Origin of the sequence: Aliirhizobium wenxiniae (assembly GCF_014201355.1) — a bacterium.
Classification (GTDB): Bacteria; Pseudomonadota; Alphaproteobacteria; order Rhizobiales; family Rhizobiaceae; genus Neorhizobium; species Neorhizobium wenxiniae.
In genome coordinates this window covers 298,596-318,009 of the sequence record NZ_JACHEG010000004.1, presented here as the reverse complement: position 1 = coordinate 318,009, position 19,414 = coordinate 298,596, and the positions used below count along the sequence as shown (strand labels likewise).

15 protein-coding genes are annotated in these 19,414 nt (G+C 58.2%); 14 read left to right on the top strand and 1 reads right to left on the bottom strand.

All coding sequences use genetic code 11. The features are described from left to right. Window positions 1-8: 8 nt before the first annotated feature. Window positions 9-2,027, top strand: a complete 2,019-nt coding sequence (locus tag HNQ72_RS19040) for an acetyl-CoA carboxylase biotin carboxylase subunit (RefSeq protein WP_183994246.1) — start codon at window positions 9-11, stop codon at window positions 2,025-2,027. Window positions 2,028-2,034: 7 nt separating this feature from the next. After that, window positions 2,035-2,586 (top strand): 2'-5' RNA ligase family protein, encoded by a 552-nt coding sequence (locus tag HNQ72_RS19035; RefSeq protein WP_244654451.1) that lies wholly within the window; start codon window positions 2,035-2,037, stop codon window positions 2,584-2,586. 390 nt (window positions 2,587-2,976) lie between these two features. Here the strand turns inward: HNQ72_RS19035 and dgoD are convergent, their stop codons facing one another. After that, entirely contained in the window at window positions 2,977-4,125 is a 1,149-nt protein-coding gene (gene dgoD / locus HNQ72_RS19030) for a galactonate dehydratase (RefSeq protein ID WP_183825092.1), read from the bottom strand. Window positions 4,126-4,404: 279 nt separating this feature from the next. Between dgoD and HNQ72_RS19025 the strand changes: the two genes are divergently transcribed. The 12 genes from HNQ72_RS19025 (at window position 4,405) to HNQ72_RS18970 (ending at window position 19,373) form a co-directional block, all read left to right on the top strand. After that, window positions 4,405-5,190 (top strand): FadR/GntR family transcriptional regulator, encoded by a 786-nt coding sequence (locus tag HNQ72_RS19025; RefSeq protein WP_183994446.1) that lies wholly within the window; start codon window positions 4,405-4,407, stop codon window positions 5,188-5,190. Window positions 5,191-5,379: 189 nt separating this feature from the next. Beyond that, window positions 5,380-5,949 (top strand): TetR/AcrR family transcriptional regulator, encoded by a 570-nt coding sequence (locus HNQ72_RS19020; RefSeq protein ID WP_183994444.1) that lies wholly within the window; start codon window positions 5,380-5,382, stop codon window positions 5,947-5,949. A gap of 15 nt (window positions 5,950-5,964) precedes the next feature. Further along, window positions 5,965-6,567: a 2-hydroxychromene-2-carboxylate isomerase gene (locus HNQ72_RS19015; protein ID WP_183994244.1), complete on the top strand. Its 603-nt coding sequence runs from the start codon at window positions 5,965-5,967 to the stop codon at window positions 6,565-6,567. 77 nt (window positions 6,568-6,644) lie between these two features. Beyond that, window positions 6,645-7,508, top strand: coding sequence for a 3-mercaptopyruvate sulfurtransferase (gene sseA / locus HNQ72_RS19010; protein ID WP_183994242.1), 864 nt, complete (start codon window positions 6,645-6,647; stop codon window positions 7,506-7,508). Beyond that, on the top strand, window positions 7,505-8,881 hold the full coding sequence (locus tag HNQ72_RS19005; protein WP_183994240.1) for an FAD-binding oxidoreductase: 1,377 nt from the start codon (window positions 7,505-7,507) through the stop codon (window positions 8,879-8,881). The genes sseA and HNQ72_RS19005 overlap by 4 nt, the downstream gene beginning before the upstream one ends. 47 nt (window positions 8,882-8,928) lie before the next feature. Further along, on the top strand, window positions 8,929-11,247 hold the full coding sequence (locus HNQ72_RS19000) for a molybdopterin-dependent oxidoreductase (RefSeq protein ID WP_183994238.1): 2,319 nt from the start codon (window positions 8,929-8,931) through the stop codon (window positions 11,245-11,247). Window positions 11,248-11,783: 536 nt separating this feature from the next. After that, window positions 11,784-13,439 (top strand): ABC transporter substrate-binding protein, encoded by a 1,656-nt coding sequence (locus HNQ72_RS18995; RefSeq protein WP_183994236.1) that lies wholly within the window; start codon window positions 11,784-11,786, stop codon window positions 13,437-13,439. A gap of 34 nt (window positions 13,440-13,473) precedes the next feature. Then, a complete protein-coding gene (locus tag HNQ72_RS18990) occupies window positions 13,474-14,484 on the top strand; it encodes an ABC transporter permease (protein ID WP_183994234.1) in 1,011 nt (336 codons plus the stop codon). Continuing rightward, window positions 14,481-15,329: an ABC transporter permease gene (locus HNQ72_RS18985; protein WP_183994232.1), complete on the top strand. Its 849-nt coding sequence runs from the start codon at window positions 14,481-14,483 to the stop codon at window positions 15,327-15,329. Before HNQ72_RS18990 ends, HNQ72_RS18985 begins: the two co-directional genes overlap by 4 nt. Continuing rightward, complete coding sequence (locus HNQ72_RS18980) at window positions 15,308-17,032, top strand: dipeptide ABC transporter ATP-binding protein (protein WP_183994230.1); 1,725 nt, start codon at window positions 15,308-15,310, stop codon at window positions 17,030-17,032. Before HNQ72_RS18985 ends, HNQ72_RS18980 begins: the two co-directional genes overlap by 22 nt. After that, window positions 17,029-18,117 (top strand): LLM class flavin-dependent oxidoreductase, encoded by a 1,089-nt coding sequence (locus HNQ72_RS18975; RefSeq protein WP_183994228.1) that lies wholly within the window; start codon window positions 17,029-17,031, stop codon window positions 18,115-18,117. The genes HNQ72_RS18980 and HNQ72_RS18975 overlap by 4 nt, the downstream gene beginning before the upstream one ends. Before the next feature lie 152 nt (window positions 18,118-18,269). Then, on the top strand, window positions 18,270-19,373 hold the full coding sequence (locus tag HNQ72_RS18970) for an LLM class flavin-dependent oxidoreductase (RefSeq protein ID WP_183994226.1): 1,104 nt from the start codon (window positions 18,270-18,272) through the stop codon (window positions 19,371-19,373). Window positions 19,374-19,414: the final 41 nt, after the last annotated feature.

The window sequence follows — 19,414 nt, the reverse complement described above, 5'->3', positions numbered from 1 at the left end:
CCGCAAACATGTTCAAAAAAATCCTCATCGCCAATCGTGGCGAAATCGCCTGCCGGGTCATCAGAACAGCGCAGAAGATGGGCATCGCGACCGTCGCCGTCTATTCGGACGCCGATGCGAATGCGCTTCATGTGTCGATGGCCGACGAGGCCGTACATATCGGCCCCGCCCCTTCCAACCAGTCTTATATCGTCATCGACAAGATACTCGATGCGATTGCTCGAACCGGCGCGGATGCTGTGCATCCGGGATATGGCTTCCTGTCTGAGAATGCCGCTTTCGCCGCGGCACTCGAAAAAGCCGGTGTCACCTTCATCGGCCCGCCGGTGAAAGCCATCGAAGCGATGGGCGACAAGATCACCTCGAAGAAGATCGCTTCGGAGGCTGGTGTCTCGACGGTGCCCGGGCATATGGGCCTGATCGAAGACGCTGACGAGGCTGTAAAGATCTCTTCTTCGATCGGCTATCCGGTCATGATCAAGGCGTCAGCCGGCGGCGGCGGCAAGGGCATGCGCATAGCCTGGAACGACGCGGAAGCGCGCGAGGGTTTCCAGTCGTCCCGCAACGAGGCGAAAAGCTCGTTCGGCGACGACCGTATCTTCATCGAAAAATTCGTCGACCAGCCGCGTCATATCGAGATTCAGATACTCGGCGACCAGCATAACAGCACGCTTTATCTCGGCGAACGAGAATGCTCCATCCAGCGGCGCAACCAGAAGGTTATCGAGGAAGCCCCCTCGCCTTTCCTCGATGAAGCGACCCGCAAGGCGATGGGGGAACAGGCGGTAGCCCTTGCAAAGGCCGTCGGTTATTTTTCCGCCGGCACGGTCGAATTCATCGTCGACGGCAACCGGAACTTCTATTTCCTTGAAATGAATACCCGCCTGCAGGTGGAGCATCCGGTAACCGAACTCGTCACCGGCATCGACCTTGTTGAGCAGATGATCCGTGTTGCAGCCGGCGAAAAGCTCTCGTTCAAGCAGACGGACGTATCACTCAGGGGATGGGCGATCGAAAGCCGGCTTTATGCCGAAGATCCCTATCGCAATTTCCTGCCGTCGATCGGCCGGCTTACACGCTACCGCCCGCCAGTCGAGGGGTTACAGGATAGCGGGGCCGTTATCCGCAACGATACCGGTGTTTTCGAGGGCGGCGAGATATCGATGTATTATGATCCGATGATCGCCAAGCTTTGCAGCTGGGCCGAGGATCGGACAGCGGCAATCGACGCCATGGGAGTGGCGCTCGATGCGTTCGAGGTGGAAGGGATCGGCCACAACCTTCCCTTCCTGTCAGCCGTGATGGGACAGGAGCGCTTCCGCTCCGGCAAGCTGACAACCGCCTATATCGCGGAAGAGTTCCCGGATGGCTTTTCCGGTGTAGAGCCCGATGTCGGCGACCCGCGCAGGCTTGCGGTCATTGCAGTGCTGGTCAACCAGGCTTTGGAGGAGCGGGCCACCTGGATTTCCGGCACGCTGTCCAAACGCCGCCGGGCGGTGGCAAAGGACTGGGTCGTGACGCTCTCGGTCGGGGCAAAGCCGACGTTCGAAGGCCCGGTCACGCTCGATACGGCCGCCGATGGAGCCTTCGTGCGTTTCGACGATGCCCATCATATCTCTGCGGCGACCGGATGGTTTCCCGGGCAAAGTCTTGCCGATTTCCATGTCGGCGGCGAAAGTCTGATGGTGAAGGTCGATCTGGTGGGATCGGCCATCCGGCTGCGCTGGCACGGCATGGATGTTCTGGCGCGCGTTCGCTCGCCGCGCATCGCCGAGCTTGCCAAGCTCATGCCGGTCAAGCTGCCACCGGACACCTCGAAAATGCTGCTTTGCCCGATGCCCGGCGTCATCACGTCTATCGCAGTGAGCTCAGGTGACAAGGTGGAGGCAGGCCAGACGCTTGCAACGGTCGAGGCGATGAAGATGGAGAACGTTCTGAAGGCTGAAAGGGCGGGGCTTGTCAAACGCGTTGCCGCCAAGCAAGGCCAAAGCCTTGCCGTGGACGAAGTGATCATCGAATTCGAATGATGGCCTTGTGACGCTGCCGCCGGTGATCATAACCGCTCATGTCGAAGCTGATGACATGGAGCCTTTCGATCGTCTCCGGCAGGCGCATTTTCCTGCTGCCCGCAATTTCCTAAAGGCGCATGTCACCGTCTTCCATCATCTCCCCGGCCGGCGGCTCGCGGCGGTCAAGGAGATCGTAGCCGAAATGCTTTTGGCGCGGACAGATTTCCTCGCAACCGTCAGCGGCATCCAGCATCTGGGAGCAGGCGTCGCATTCAAGATCGAAAGCCCTGAACTGCATGACCTGAGAGGCGAACTCGTCCGTCGCTTCGGCTCCTGGCCCGGCCCGCAGGATCTGCAGAAATTCCGCCCGCATATCACGATCCAGAACAAGGTATCGCGGGCAAAAGCCGACCAGTTGTTTTTCGAACTGAAAAGCCGGTTTGAACCGAAATCCATCCGCATAACCGGGCTCGATCTATGGAGTTATCTGGGCGGCCCGTGGCGTCATGAAGGGCGCGTGTCATTGTCGGATCGAGAGGGGCAATCGCAACCCCAGTCATCCGGCGCAGGAGACTGATCCTCCGTACTCCCGGAAACGTTTTCGCAATTTCCTAAAAAAACCGAGTCCTCGTCGGAACCGGAAGCCTTGCCGGACATTACGCCCTCGTTGTTTTTCTCACCACAAGCGTGATGTCCGAGGTTTGATGACATGCCCAACGCAAGCGACCTTTTACGCTTAGGCCACATCGTGCTCACGGACTTCGGACCGTCATTCTCAATCCTTCTGTCGATTTTCGCCCTGGGTGCCTGGGCTTTAGGCCTTCAGTTCGGAAGCGTGCTGCACGATTTTCCAGACTACGGAGACAGCGTGTTTCAGAACATCCGGTCGTCGACGATTTCCGATTTCGTCGGATAAACGGCACCCGGCCCTGATAGAGCCGGATGCTTATTGTTTGAGGAAATTACCTTACCACTCGGCGAAGCTCCCATCCTCATGGCGCCAGATGGGATTGCGCCAACGATGGCCTTCCTTGGCTCTTTCGATCACATAGGCTTCGTCGACTTCGACACCGAGGCCAGGCCCCTGCGGAATGCTGACGAAGCCATCGGCGTAATGGAAGACTTCCTTGTTGGAGATATAGTCGAGGATATCGTTGCCCTGGTTATAGTGGATACCAAGGCTCTGTTCCTGAATGAAGGCGTTGTAGGAGACGGCATCGACCTGCAGGCAGGCGGCAAGGGCGATCGGGCCGAGCGGGCAATGGGGTGCCAGCGCCACATCATAGGCTTCAGCCATGGCGGCAATCTTGCGGCATTCGGTAATCCCGCCCGCATGCGAAAGATCCGGCTGGATGATATCGACGTAGCCGTCAGACAGAACCTGCTTGAAATCCCAGCGTGAGAACAGCCGCTCGCCAAGCGCGATCGGTGTCGAGCAATGGTTGGCAATCTCTTTCAGCGTCTCGCGGTTTTCGGAAAGCACCGGTTCCTCGATGAACATCAGCTTGTAAGGCTCGAGTTCCTTGGCAAGAACCTTGGCCATCGGCTTGTGGACACGGCCGTGGAAATCGACGCCGATGCCGATATGCGGGCCGACGGCCTCGCGGATGATGGCGATCGTCTCGACCGCCTTTTCCACCTTTTCATTGGTATCAACGATCTGCATTTCCTCGCAGCCGTTGAGCTTGATGGCCTTGAACCCGCGGGCAACCACATCCTTGGCATTGTTGGCGACATCCGACGGGCGGTCGCCGCCGATCCAGGAATAGACCTTGATCCGATCCCTGACCTGCCCACCGAGGAGCGAGTGGACCGGCTGGCCCAGCGCCTTGCCCTTGATGTCCCAGAGCGCCTGGTCGATGCCGGCGAGTGCCGACATGTGAACTGCCCCTCCCCGATAGAAACCACCGCGATAAAGAACAGTCCAGTGATCCTCGATCAGAAACGGATCCTTGCCGATCAGGTAATCGGACATTTCATGCACGGCGGCCTCGACCGTCAGCGCCCTGCCCTCGACCACGGGCTCACCCCAGCCGACGATACCCTCGTCGGTCTCAATCTTCAGGAACAGCCAGCGCGGCGGGACGATGTAGGTGGTCAGCTTGGTGATCTTCATCAAAGTGCTCCAAATATGAACTCATACAGCGGCATTGCCGACTATAGCGCGGACTATGGTGTTCCTCTTGGTCCGGAAACGGTCGGCATCAGGTGATCTAATTCTCTGCTGACAAGGATTAAAATTCATAGGATGGATGTCAATATAAATATGATTTATTTCTGGATTTGATCAAAAAATAAGATCGTTCCATACTATGAATTGCAAACGAGAATCTGCGCCCCTTTGGAGAGAGATAGAGCAATGACAAAGGAGGGCTCACTGCTTAAAAATATTACGATGACACGGGTGCTGACAGAGGACGGCGAACCGATCGCACAGCGCGGAAAACGAACTGTCCGAGAAGCGCTACTTCACTGTCTTATCGAGATGATCGTGTCGGGGGCGTTCGCCGAAAACTCCACCCTGCCTAACGAGGCCGAGCTTACCGAACGTTTTGGCGTCAGCCGCACCAGCCTACGTGAAGCCATGCAATATCTCTCTGCGCTCGGCATGGTTCGATCGCGAACAAGGGCCGGCACCACCATCCTGCCGAAGGAAAACTGGAACTATCTTGATCCCATCGTCCTTGAGGTCATGCTGTCGGTCGGAGCTGACGAAGCCTTTTATTCCTCACTGATCGACGCTAGACAACTGCTAGAACCTGCAGCCGCGGCACAAGCGGCCGCCAATGCTAACGCGCGCCAGCTCTACCAGATTTCCAAAGCGTTCGAGGACATGGTCGAAGCCAACTCCCGGGATACCGAGGCCTGGAGCCGGGCCGATCTGGAATTCCATACAGCAATCATCAACGCCAGCGGAAACTGGGTTTACCGGCAGTTCGCAAGCGCCATCCAGGCAGCGCTGCTCGCGAGCTTCCGGCTCACCAACCGTGCCAGCCAATCACACGAACAGGCGATCTCGAGCCATCAGGTTGTGCTGGAGGCCATTCGCATGCGGCGACCCGAGGCAGCACACCATGCCATGGCACATCTTATCGGCGCAGCACGAATAGAAATGACCGAAGCACTCCGACAAGCACGTGTGGTTTTTCAGCCGCCGAAGCGAGAACGGGATACTGAATAAATCCTACAATAGCTCAGGATCATATGTGGTTTTCTGCCACTTTATGCGCGAGAGGACTGCGGGCCGCTTGACGTAATGCCGGCAATCGTTGACAACTCTAGCAACCGAGACAGACCGGTCTTACTTCTATCGATCTGCGACCGTCTATGGATCATCGAAGCAATAGGCCCAAAGTTTAAAAGCGATTCCATGAGAGAAGCCATACCTGACCAGATCCTCACTGCTGCCGGAGCACTTTTCTACAGGGAAGGCATCCGAGCGGTGGGAATTGACCGCATCATCGAAGAAGCGAATGTCGCCAAGGCGACGCTTTACCGGCACTTCCCTTCCAAGGACCATCTGGTCGCAGCCTACCTTCAGGCCCGCCACGATCGAGTTATCCGATCTCTCGAAGAAGTCATCGAAGCAGAGATTGCCCCAAGAGACGCGATAAAGCTGATCTTCGAACGCTTGCATGAAAAGGCAGACAGTCCGGAGTTTCGCGGCTGCGCATTTGCGTTGGCAGTCGCGGAACACGGCGATTCCGAGCGTGTCGTCTCTGTAGCTCGAACTCATAAGACAATGGTTCGGAACATATTCTCTGCCATTATGTCAAAGGCCGACAGCGGATCTCAACAGGCGTCCGCCCATCTTTCCCTTCTTTACGAAGGCGCACTGGCTATCGTGGCGGTGGGGCGCGATCCGAGTGCCGTACTCATTGCCCGCGATTGCGCACTTTCAGTCTTCGATACGGCAGTGTTCACCAAGCAGCCTTCCTGAAAGCGATAGCAGACCATGACAAAAACGATCGATTTCTTCTTCAGCATCGGCTCACCCTGGGCCTTTATCGGGTTGGAACCATTTGCCACGCTGGCAGCTGAACATGGCGTCACGATCCGTCCTCACGTCATTCCGCTGATAGAGGACAATGGCGGCATTTACTCCCGCAATCGGCCCGAAGCACGCCGCGCCTACTGGACGAAAGACCTGAAACGTTGGGCAGCGTTGAGAGGCAAGACACTCAACTTCGACAATCGCGCCGCACTTTCCGATCCAGCACCGGCCGGCCTGATGGTTGTCGCCGCGATCGAGGCCAATCAAGACTGGCTCAAGCTGACGAAAGCGCTTCAGGAAGCGTTCTGGGGACGTGGCGAAGATATTGGCGATACCGAGATCCGCCGGCCGATTGCGACGGCGGCAGGCTTTGATGCAGCGGCACTGGATGACCTGGGCCAGGGCGAGGCCGTGCAGGCACGCCGCACATCCAGCTACGAGACTGCCAAGGCCGCCGGCGTATTCGGACTTCCGACTTTCTTGTATGAAGGTGAGCTTTATTGGGGCCAGGACAGTCTGCCTTTCCTTGAACGCCATCTGAAGGGCGAAAAGCTGGTCGCCTGATTTTCACTCAAGCGACCCCATGCGCCTCAGACGCCGCACGGCTTTGCTTATCCGCTTATATTTTTCGGAGTTTCCCAATGTCTCTTTCCCTGCCTGGCTCTCTGGTCACCACCGAATGGCTTGCGGCGCATATTGACCGGCCAGAGCTCGTCATTCTTGATGGATCGTTTAAGCTTCCGGGCGTCACGCCCATTGCAGCCGACGATTTTGCGGCCCGGCACATTCCAAAGGCGCGTTTCTTCGATATCGACAAGATTGCCGACCACGAAACGTCGTTGCCGCATATGCTACCCTCGCCCGAATCTTTCGAGCAATATGCGGCGGATCTCGGCATCTCGAGCGACAGCACCGTAGTGGTCTATGACACGCCCGGCCTTATGTCGGCTGGCCGAGTCTGGTGGACCTTGCGGACGTTCGGACACGACAAGGTCGCAGTTCTAGACGGTGGCCTGCGGAAGTGGCTGGCAGAAGGTCGGCCGGTAACCGATAAGATTGCCTCGTTCGCCAGAGGAGTTTTTCAGGCGCATTTCAATCCCGGCGCGGTGCGTTCGAAAGCACAGGTCCTTGAGAATATAGCAAGCCAGGCCGAACAGGTCATCGATGCCCGTTCCGCCGCACGCTTCACCGCGACGGAAAAGGAAGCGCGCCCGGGTCTTCGCTCCGGTCATATTCCGGGAAGCCTCAATCTGCCCTTCAATGCGCTGACCAATCCCCAGACGGGCGAACTTCTCGATACCGCAAGCATCGCGAAGGCTTTTGAACAGGCTGGTCTCAATCTTTCGGAACCCGTCATCGCAAGCTGCGGATCGGGCGTGACGGCCGCAGCACTCGCCTTCGGTCTTCACCTTGCGGGCAAGGATGACGTGGCTATTTACGACGGAGCCTGGACAGAATGGGGGCGACCAGGCGATACACCCGTTGAAACCGGAGACGGAAAATGAGCGCGCTTCCGCTCTCCCTTTCCGAAGCGCTGAGCAACCGCTTCGGTGATCGTTATTCGATATCGCAGGCCCTCCGTGAACAGCATGGCCGTGGTGAATCCCATCACACGCCAGCCATCCCGGATGCCGTCGTTTTTGCGGAGAACACGCAAGAGGTGGCCGATATCGTGCGGCTATGCGCTGCTGAAAGCGTTCCAGTCATCGCCTTTGGCGCAGGAACATCTCTCGAAGGCCACCTGACAGCGGTGCGCGGTGGTGTATCCATCGATCTGTCGCGCATGGCGAAGATCACCCGCATCAGCCCCGAGGATCTAGACTGCACCGTCGAGGCGGGCGTTACGCGGGAGCAGTTGAACACCCATCTGCGTGACAGGGGCCTGTTCTTCCCGATCGATCCGGGTGCCAACGCCTCGATCGGCGGCATGACAGCAACACGCGCTTCCGGTACCAATGCCGTGCGCTACGGCACCATGCGCGAAAACGTCCTTGGGCTAACCGTCGTGTTGCCGAATGGCCAGATCATCCGCACCGGTGGCCGGGCGCGCAAGTCCTCGGCAGGTTACGACCTGACCCGGCTCTTCGTCGGTTCGGAAGGCACGCTTGGCATCATTACTGAGGTCACATTGCGTCTCTACGGTATTCCCGAGACGATCTCTGCTGCGCTCTGCTCGTTCGAAAGTGTCGAACAGGCGGTAGCCGCTGCAATTCAGGTCGTCCAACTCGGCATTCCCGTTGCCCGTATGGAACTGATGGACCGTGGTCTGATCAAGGCCGTCAACGCCTATTCCAGCCTGTTACTGAAGATCGAGGATACGCTCGCCTTCGAATTTCACGGCTCACCGGTCGGCGTGCAGGAACAGGTCGAAATGGTTGCCGCGATCGTCGCAGAAAACAACGGTCGGGATTTCGAATGGGCAAATGCAGCAGAAGAGCGAAACCGGCTTTGGAAGGCGCGTCATAGCGCCTTTTATGCTGTCGTCTCCCAGCGAGAAAACGCCAAGGGCTGGTCGTCCGATGTCTGCGTGCCTGTCTCCGAGTTAAGTGGCTGCATCCTGAAGACACGCGAACTTCTGAAGGAGTGCAGTGTCCCGGCAGCCATTCTCGGACATGTCGGGGATGGCAATTACCACGTCGTCTTCGCCGTCGATCCGAACAACCGGCAGGAACTCGACGAAGTCGCTGCAATCAATAAGAAGATGGTGCAATATGCCATCTCGGTCGGCGGTACATCGACAGGCGAGCATGGGGTCGGCACAGGCAAGATTGCCTATCTTCGGGCTGAACATGGTGATGCCGTTGATCTCATGGCCGTCATCAAGAATGCTATCGATCCGGCGGGCATCATGAACCCTGGCAAGGTTCTGCCAAATTAGCCAGTGCCTAACAGCTGAAATACATTGATCGTCGAGGATACCCGCCAATGAACTCGTTCAAGCCTCACAGCTCACATTGGGGCGCCTTTTCAGGCAGATACGAAAACGGCACCCTCCACATCCGGCCTCATCCCGGCGATCCGCACCCCTCTCCCCTGCTGGGCAACATTCCGGCGATTGCCGATAGTCCCGCTCGTGTCAGACGCCCCGCCATCCGGCGTGGCTGGCTTGAGCAAGCACCTGCCCACGCAAACAAACGTGGCGCCGATGATTATATTGAAGTTAGTTGGCCCGAAGCGGTGGAGCTGGTTGCAAACGAACTGCAGCGCGTTTACCAGGATTTTGGCCCGCAGGCCGTATTCGGCGGCTCCTATGGCTGGTCGAGTGCCGGCCGTTTTCATCATGCGCAGAGCCAAATCCATCGTTTTCTAAATGTGCTCGGCGGTTACGTGCGATCCGTCAACACCTATAGTTCTGGCGCGGCATCGGTCATCATCCCGCATGTATTGGGGCCTTATGACACGGTCGACCGCAAGAGCGTCACCTGGGATGCAATCGAGCGCAGCACGGAACTCGTCGTCGCCTTCGGCGGAATGGCGATCAAGAACGGCGACGTGCATGGCGGCGGTATAGGCGCCCATATTGTGCGGCCGAAACTGTCCGGCGCCAGTGCCCGCGGCGCCCGGTTCATCTCCATCACCCCGCTTAAGGATGACTTCCCTTCTGAAGTAAATTCCGAATGGCTGGCGATCATCCCGGGCACCGATGTTGCGCTCATGCTAGGAATAGCACATGTGCTGGTGGCAGAAGGGCTGCATGACCGCGAGTTTCTTGAGCGCTATACGGTCGGATATGAGCGCTTCGAGGACTATCTGCTTGGCCGCAGCGATGCATTGCCGAAAACGGCCGAATGGGCAGCGGAAATCTGCGGCATAAGCGCAGAAACGATCAGGGACTTGGCGCGGGCAATGGCACGCTTGCGCACGCTGGTGACCGTCAGCCATTCGCTCCAGCGAGCCGACTACGGCGAACAACCAGTCTGGATGGGTATTGTGCTTGCCGCAATGCTTGGCCAGATCGGTCTTGATGGAGGCGGATATTCCTATTCGCTCGGAGCGCTTGGAAACATCGGAAAACGCCAACTTGCCGTGCCGCTGCCAACGTTAAGTCAGTTCAAGAATCCTCTGGCGGACTATATCCCCGTCGCCCGCATTGCAGACATGTTGCTCGATCCGGGTGGCGAATTCCAATATAATGGCAATGATTTGCACTATCCGGATATTCGCCTCGTCTATTGGGCAGGCGGCAATCCGTTTCATCACCATCAGGATCTCAACAGGCTGCGCGACGCATTCAGGCGGCCCGAAACAATCATCGTCCACGAGACAGCCTGGACGTCCACGGCGCGTCACGCGGATATCGTTCTGCCGGCAACAACAACGATCGAACGGGACGACATCGGCGCGGCAGACCGCGACGATTTGATGGTCGCGATGAAGAAATTGATCGAGCCGGTCGGCGAAGCACGCGACGACTATGAGATTTTTTCTGCCATCGCCCGGCATCTCGGGAAATTCGATGCGTTTACCGAAAACCGCACGGCCCGGGAATGGCTCGGCTTCCTTTTCGAAACGACACGTCAGGCGCTTGCAGCCAGCGGGCATGAAGCTCCGGATTTCGAAGAGTTGTGGGAACGTGGTGAACTGCGGCTGCCGATCAAACCTGATGATGGCGGGCCAGCACGCGCCTTCCGCGACAACCCGTCTGCATCTCCCCTGCAGACCCCATCCGGCAAGATCGAGATATTTTCAAAGACGATCGCAGCTTTCGATTATGACGATTGCGGCGGTCATCCATATTGGTACCCAGCAAGGGCTGAAGCAGCGGTCGATAAAACGATCTACCCACTGCATCTGGTTTGCAACCAGCCGCACCAGCGACTGCATAGCCAGCTCGATTATGGTGACTTCAGCCGCTCTACGAAGATCAAGGACCGTGAGCCGGTCCGCATCAACCCGGCCGATGCGGCAGCGCGCGATATAGCGGATGGCGATATTGTCAGGCTTTTCAACAATCGTGGCAGTTGCCTTGCAGCAGCGATATTGAGCGACGACGTAAGGCAAGGCGTAATGCAGCTTTCGACAGGCGCGTGGTTCGAGCCGGATGATCCGAAGTCGGAACACCCGATGTGCATCCATGGAAATCCGAATATCCTTACGCAGGATATCGGTACTTCCAGATTGGCCCAAGGCTGCACCGGTCAGATCACCAAAGTGGAGGTCGAGCGGTTTTCCGGCGACGCTCCACCAGTCCGGATCTTCGAGGGCATGATATTCTCGACGAATGAGAACGGCACCGAGACGTAAACCCGGACGCAAATCTGCACCTTTGTGCCGGACTACATCTTGGTCGAGACCGCATATGAGAGATGGTCGGCGGCTGTTCCCTGCATTTTCCATTTCTCACCGCCTGCCTCGCAATCCGGCGTTCAGGCCTCCACCATTACCCATCACCACATTTGAAACACCAATCCCAAACGCTTCCCAAACTGCGACAAATTAATCCACTAATTCCATAGAAAAAGAATAACCAGTCTTTCTCCTTGGCGGTGTGCTGATAGGCTGTGTGTCATGATCTTCTTGCCGAACAACGGAGGACCGCGTCATGAACGGAATATGTAGCGCCGAGCGCGCTCTGCGCGCGAGATTGCCTGGCAGGACCGGCTAACAGCGGCTGCGCCGAAGTCCATTCATCGGAATTTACATTTTTCTATTCGCCCGCTCGGCACGGAACCGCAGCGGCAACGGTTTGACGCGCACAATTTCCGCTCATCGCGGACCAGCATGTGCACTCGCAGAACATCGAAAACACAACCTACGCCCCGAAACATCAGGATCACCCAATGACCGAACGATCTTCTCTTCTCAACCTCTCCCGGCGGCGCCTGCTGATCACGATATCGGCTACGGTTGCAGCGGCTCTTCTGGTCTCGACGGCGGGCTTCGCTCCGGTTCAGGCCGCAGAAACACCGAAGGATGGTGGTGACATAACCTTCCTGATTGACTCTCTCGGCGATACCTGGATTCCCAACAACAGCGCCATCTCCAGCTTCCAGGGGCATATCTGGGGGCACGTCACCGACAAGCTTCTTTATGTCGATGCCGAAGGCAAGGTCAGTCCCTGGCTCGCAGAACGCTGGGAGCAGAATGACAATGCAACGGAATTCACGCTGCATCTCAAGAACGGGGTGACCTTCTCCGATGGCGCGCCGCTCGATGCCTCCGCGGTCGTTGCCAATCTCGACATCTGGTATGCGGGGCGCAAAAACGAGGGTATCAACCCCATCGGCCTTTTCCCCAAGACTTACGATCGCGCCGAAGTTATCGACCCGTCCACCGTCAAGGTCTTTTTCAAGAAACCTACACTGGGTTTTATCCCGACGCTTGGCTATCACGGCTCGATCCTGGTATCGCCCAAAAGCCTGGCACAACCGGCTTCCGAGCAAGCCGACCTGAGCAAGACTGCCGGCAGCGGACCCTATGTGGTCGAGAGCTGGAAGGAAGGCGATCACGTTACGCTGGTCAAGCGCAAGGATTATAACTGGGGGCCGGCCGCCGTTGGCCATACCGGTCCGGCCTTTCTCGACAGTATCACCTACAAGCTTGTGTCAGAACCCTCTCTCCGGGTTGCCTCGGTCCAGTCCGGTCAGGCAGATGTCGCCTATAATGCTTCCCCCCAGGAGCTGAAGTCGCTCAGGGAAGAAGGCTACACGATCGCAACGCCGCGCTATCTCGGTTTCGTCAATGGCTGGGCGGTCAATACGAAGATCGCCCCCTATGACGACGTAAAGGTTCGCCAGGCGCTGCAGGCCGGCATCAACCGTCAGGAAATCATCGACACGGTCTACACGCCCGACTGGAAGCTGCCGACCTCGTTCATCCAGAGCAACGTGCCCGGCGCAACCGACCAGAGCGGCCTTTTAGCCTACAATCCTGACAAGGCAGAAAAGCTGCTCGACGAGGCGGGATGGACGAAAGGTGCCGACGGTGTTCGCACCAAGGACGGCAAAGCGCTGACGCTGACGCTCCATTCCAACCCCTATCTCGCCACCTCCAAGTCGGTCGACGAGCTTATCGCCCAGCAGCTCGGCAAGCTTGGCTGGAAGGTCGCCATCCGTGCTTATGACGTCGTGACGTATGGAGAGAAGGTGAAATATGGCGGCCCTGCCATCCCGACATACGAAGTCACACGCAGCTTCATCGACGCAGGAACGGTTGCCGGCATTCTGACAAATGCCAACAATGGCGAGAACTGGTTCGCGCTCGATGACCGCGATACCAAGCTCAACGAACTGCGCGACAAAATTGCGGGTGCAGGCACTTTCGATGAACGCAATCCGCTGCTGAATGACCTGCAGCAATACGTTCTCGACCAGGGATATTTCATCCCGCGCACGCAGATCGTCCAGCGCATCTATGTGCAGTCGCCGACGCTGAAAGGCGAGGTCTATAACGGCGTTGCCTATGCCAGCTACTACACGGCCTTCATCGCCGATTGACGCTTAAAGCAACCAACCAATGCGAGGCACCGGCATGAGCAATGCCTACCTAACCTATGCCGCAAAACGGCTCGGCCAGGCGGTCGTCGTCATCCTGCTGGCCTATGTGTTCACCTTCGTGGTCGTCAGCATCCTTCCCGGCGATCCGATCACCAGCGTTCTGCGCAACCCGCAGAACGGCTTCAGCGAAGAAGAAATCGCCGAGATCATCGCCGCACAGGGGCTGGACAAGCCGATCATCGTCCAGCTCTGGCATTCGCTGTCCGGCTTCCTGACCGGCGACCTCGGCATGTCGATGCGGTCCAACCGGCCGGTCTCGACGCTGATTGCCGAGGTCCTGCCCTCGACGCTCATTCTGGCGTCGGCGGGTCTCGCCGTAGCACTGGTGCTGGCCATGCTTGTTGCTTACGGCACCCGCTTCGTTCCCAAGCGATACGGGCAGGGCCTGCTGCGTGGCTTTCCCTCGCTGTTTCTGTCGGTGCCAAATTTCGTCATCGGCCTGGTGTTGATCCATCTGTTCGGTTTCCAGCTCGGACTGTTCCGAGTGATCAATCCGGACAGTTTCTGGGCTACCCTGTTTGCTGCCATAGCACTCGGCATCCCGATTTCCGCACAGATCGCGGAAGTCCTGATCGCCAATCTGGATAAGGAGGCGGAGCAGGAATATGCCACTGTGGCCCGCAGCCGCGGCATCGGACAGGCACGTCTCTTCGCAAGCCACCTGCTGAAGCCGGCTTCGCTCCCCGTCGTCACCGTCATCGCCCTTACGATCGGCGAACTTCTCGGCGGTTCTCTGATTACAGAAACGGTATTCGGGCGAACCGGTATCGGCAGTCTCGTACAACGATCGGTCAGCACACAGGACCTTCCCGTCCTGCAAGCAATTGTCTCGCTCGGCGCCGTGATCTTCGTTCTCGTCAATCTCGTTGCGGACCTTCTCTACCCCCTCCTCGATCCGCGCGTGAAAATTCTGGGCGGGCAGAAACGCCAGCCGACCACCGCGGACGAGACATCGATCGGACCAACCAGAGTGGTGACGCCATGACCTTTGTCGCGAACTCCACACTTTCACGCGGAAGCCGAAGCGGCTGGGCGGAAGCGCTTCGAATGCCGCCGATTGTTGCGCTCTCCTTCTTGATCACCGCGACCATCATTGCCTGGTCAATCGCGCCGCAGCTATTCACCGCATACAGTCCGGTCGTCGGTGTTCCGGCAGACAAATTGCTTGGCCCCAGTGCCGAGCACTGGTTCGGCACAGATCACCTAGGGCGCGACCTTTACGCTCGTGTTGTCTACGGCACAGCCTCCTCTGTATCGAGCGCGCTGGTTGCCGTGGTGATCGGCGTTCTGGCCGGTGGCCTGATCGGGCTACTGGCAGGTTTCCTTGGTGGCTGGGTCGATGTCGTTCTGGCTCGTCTCGTCGATGTCCTGCTTTCCATCCCGAAATTTCTGCTCGCCGTCATCGTTGTCACCGCGATCGGCTTCGAGACGATCAATGCGGCAATAGCAACCGGCGTATCGGCGGTGGCGATCTTTGCACGCGTCACCCGCGCAGAGGTCATCAAGACCAGACAGGCGACATTTGTCGAGGCCGCGTTCCTTTCCGGCGGGTCGCGCTGGTTCATCCTCTGGCGGCATATCCTGCCGAATGCCTCCCGCTCGGTGCTGCCGCTTGCGGTGCTGCAGTTCGGCGAGTCCATCCTGGTAATCGCCAGCCTTGCCTTCCTTGGATATGGCGACCCGCCGCCTGCCTCAGACTGGGGCCTGCTGATCTCGATCGGCAAGGATTACCTCAAATGGCCGTGGCTCGTTTATGCGCCCGCTTTCATCACGATCGTAACCGTCCTCTCAGTGAACAGGATCAGCCGATGGCTTCGCAAGACAGACTGAGCGCCGCTCTCATTCGCGCAATCACGGTCGCTCCGGCGCCACAACCCGTCACCCCTCTCCTGAGTGTGGACAATCTGTCGGTGTCCTATGGACGGCAGGATGTCGTGCACGATGTTGGGTTCGAACTCGGACGCGGCAAAAGCCTCGCTCTGATCGGCGAGTCCGGCTCCGGAAAATCGACCATTGCCCGCGCCATTCTGCGGCTGTTGCCGAGCGGTGCGACAGCCTCCGGCGCCGTCCGGTTTGGTGGAGACAACCTGCTGGCCCTTCCCGAGCGTCGTTTCCGAGCTCTACGCGGACGCCAGATCGGATTTGTCCCTCAGGATCCCGGTAATGCCCTCAACCCTGTGCGCACGATCGGCGCACAGGCGATGGAAGCGGCAGAGCTGACGGACGAGCCAAATGCGACAATCCGCAAGGCTCTCATACTCGAAACCTTCGCGCAGGTTGGGCTCGAAAATCCTCAGCGGGTTTTCTCTTCCTACCCCCACCAGCTCTCCGGTGGCATGCTGCAGCGTGTTCTGATCGGGCTTGCCGTTCTGCCTCGGCCAGCGCTTCTGGTTGCCGACGAGCCGACATCCGCACTCGATGTAACCATCCAGAAGCGGATTCTCGATCTTCTCTCCAAGTTGCAGCATGATCTGAACATCAGCCTGCTGCTCATCACCCATGATCTCGCCATAGCTTCCGAAAGGACGGACAGCCTCGTCGTGCTGAAGAATGGTGTGGTGCAGGAAGCAGGAAAAACGTCCTCTGTGTTTTCGTTACCGGCCTCGGCCTATGCGCGGAAATTGCATGCCGATGTACCGGCTCTCAATCCGGATCGCTACGCGAGGCTAAGGGAGGCGGGCTTGCGTTTACGCAGTGCCGGCGAAGCCCCGAAGATCGAGGTCAACGCAGTCACAAAGAGCTTTACGGTCGACGGCAAGATACTGACAGCTGTAAGCGATATCTCTTTTGCCGTCGCTCCCGGTACAACTCATGCACTGGTCGGAGAGTCGGGTTCCGGCAAGACGACAACCATCCGGCTGTTGCTAGGGCTTGAAGAGCCGGATGCGGGCGAGATCTCAGTTGCTGGTGAAAGACTGTCCGGCCGCTCGCACGCATCATTGCGTGCGGTATGGCGGCACCTCCAGCTCGTCTATCAGAACCCCTTCACCTCACTCGATCCGACCTGGACCGTCGAGCATCTGGTGGGCGAACCTCTGGACCGGTTCAAAGTCGGAACACCGAAAGAACGTGCGGAACGGGTGCGCGAGGCGCTCGCCAATGTCGGCTTGGCTGAACACCTGCTTAACCGCAAGCCGGGTGCACTTTCAGGCGGTCAAAGGCAGCGTGTGGCAATCGCAAGAGCGCTTGTCCTCAAACCCGATGTGATTGTTCTCGATGAACCGACATCGGCGCTCGATGTCAGTGTCCAGGCGGATATCGTCGAGGTTCTTCTGTCTCTACAGGCCAAGCTGGGCCTCACCTACGTATTCGTCTCGCATGACCTCGCACTTGTCCGCCAGCTCGCACATACCGTCTCGGTCATGCAGCGAGGCAGCATCGTCGAACATGGCAGCGTCGCGGATATTTTTGGCAATCCGCAGCATCCGTACACCGCGACACTCCTGGAATCGATCCCGGCGGGCATTGCCAATCCGGTTAACACCACCCAGCAGAAACCTCGGGAAGTCTTCAGAAAGGAACAGATCGCATGACCATCGCCGTTCCGACCAAAAGCCTACCCGGCTCGTTCCGCCCCAAGCAGCGGCTCGGTTTCAACACACGCGTGTCGTTCAATGACGATGCAGGACCAGCACAGGGCCTGCGCGACGGATTGGAACTGTTCAGGCAGGCCGAGCAACTGGGCTACCAGTCGGGTTGGGCCTATCAGCGTCATTTCGATCATTACCTCTCCTCACCGCTTCCCTTTTTCGCAGCCGTCGGCCAGCATACGCGGCATATCACGCTCGGATCAGCCGTCATCCCGATGCGCTATCAGGATCCGATCCTTCTCGCAGAAGCTGCCGGTACGACAGACCTCCTGATCGGTGGCCGGCTTGAGCTTGCGATCTCGACCGGAGCCAATGGAGCTTTCGATGCGGTCTTCGGCATCGTCGACACCGACGCCCGCACGGAGGCCAAACGCCGTCAGGCACGTTTTCTGTCCGCCGTTTCCGGCGAAATCCTGCATACCGTTACCGAGCCCGTTCAGGGGGCGCCGCTGGGAGCCGAATTGCGCGTCACCCCGCATAGCCCTACTCTGCGTAGCCGTATCCGGCAGGGTTCAGCCAGCCTCAGCTCAGCCATCCAGGCGGCCGAACTCGGTATCGGATTGATTTCCGGGACGGTGCTGCATGATCAGGCCGAAGGCGAGACCTTCGGCGAATATCAGGCTCGGATCATCGAAGCCTATCGTGCGACCTGGCGGGAAATCTGGACGACCGAGCCGCCGCCAGTAGCCGTCGCCGCCTCTGTTCTTGTTGGCACAACCGCCGAGCTTCGCGAAAAATATGCCGCGTATGATCTGGATCGTCGTACCAATGGCATCGCCGCATCACGTCCCAAGGGCGCGCTCGCACCCGCCAGCCAGCCAGCCGGCGCACTCATTTCTCCTGTTTTTCAGGGAACGCCCGATCAGGTGATCGAATCCGTCTTTAAAGATCCAGGTCTCAGCGCGGCTGACGAGCTGGTCCTCTTTTTGCCGCCGGCCTTCGGGCTCACCGAAAACATCCGGCTATTGAGCGACCTTGCCCAAACCGTTGCCCCGGCATTCGACTGGTCACCCGCCCTGCAGCACTAAACACGGTGAAGGTCACGGTAGCACCGTCTAAAGCACCATCAGCCGCAGAGAATATTTTCTACATATTCCATAGAAAAAGAACGACCTGTCTTCCTCATCAATCTGCCGCTGCTTAACCTTTCCGCATCGGCTGCCAAACTCAAGGAGCTCACATGACCGCGGAATTTATCAGCGTAAGCTTTCCCAATGCGTCGAATGATCTGAACCCCATTCCCGATGCTCCTGTGGATCCACGTTTCCTCGAGCGCTATGCCCGCTCGCTCGATGATTACGGCTTCAACTACACGCTGATCCCCTATTCCTCGTCGTCTTTTGATCCTTTCACGCTTGGTGCAACGGTGCTTGCGCATACGAAGAACATCAAGATCATCGTGGCGCTGAGACCCAACACCGTCTACCCGACAGTTGCGGCCAAGTCGCTTGCGACGCTCGATCAACTGAGTGGTGGTCGCGTCGTTGTCCACTTTATCGCCGGCGGCAGCGATGAGGAGCAGGCACGCGAGGGTGATTTCCTTAACAAGGAAGAGCGCTACGAACGGCAGGAAGAGTATATCCGCATCCTGCGCCTGGCCTGGACATCAAGGGAGCCCTTCGATTTCGACGGCAAATATTACCAGTTCAAGCAGTTCCGCAGTGCCGTGCGTCCAACCAACGGGCTGATCCCGATCTCACTGGGCGGGTCGTCGGACGCGGCCTATCGTATCGGTGGCTCTCTCTGCGATATCTTCGGCCTTTGGGGCGAACCGCTTGCCGAAACAAAACAGCAGATCGAACGAATCTATGCGGAAGCGGCGAAGGCCGGCCGGACAGATCGCCCGCGCATCTGGGTCACCTTCCGTCCCATCGTCGCCGAAACCGATGAACTTGCGTGGCAAAAGGCGCACAAGATTCTGGACCAGTTGAATGAGAACCGCCAGAAGGGCCTTCATCGCGCTCCGGTAAACGCTCCAGCACCGGCCAATGTCGGCTCGCAGCGACTACTGGAAATCGCAAAACGCGGTGATGTGCATGACCGCGCCCTCTGGTATCCAACCGTCACAGCAACCAATGCCAGCGGCGCAACCACTGCACTTGTGGGTTCACCGCGCACGATCGCGGACTCGATACTCGATTATATCGATCTCGGCGCCGATCTGATCTCGATCAGAGGCTATGACAATTACAACGATGCTGTCGATTACGGACGCTACGTGCTTCCACTCGTGCGCGAAGGCATTCGCGAGCGGGAAGAGGCCAAGCGGAAAACGGCTGCGTAAGCCTTGAAGGTCAAGGCGTTATGCAGGCCCCTCACCCCCGC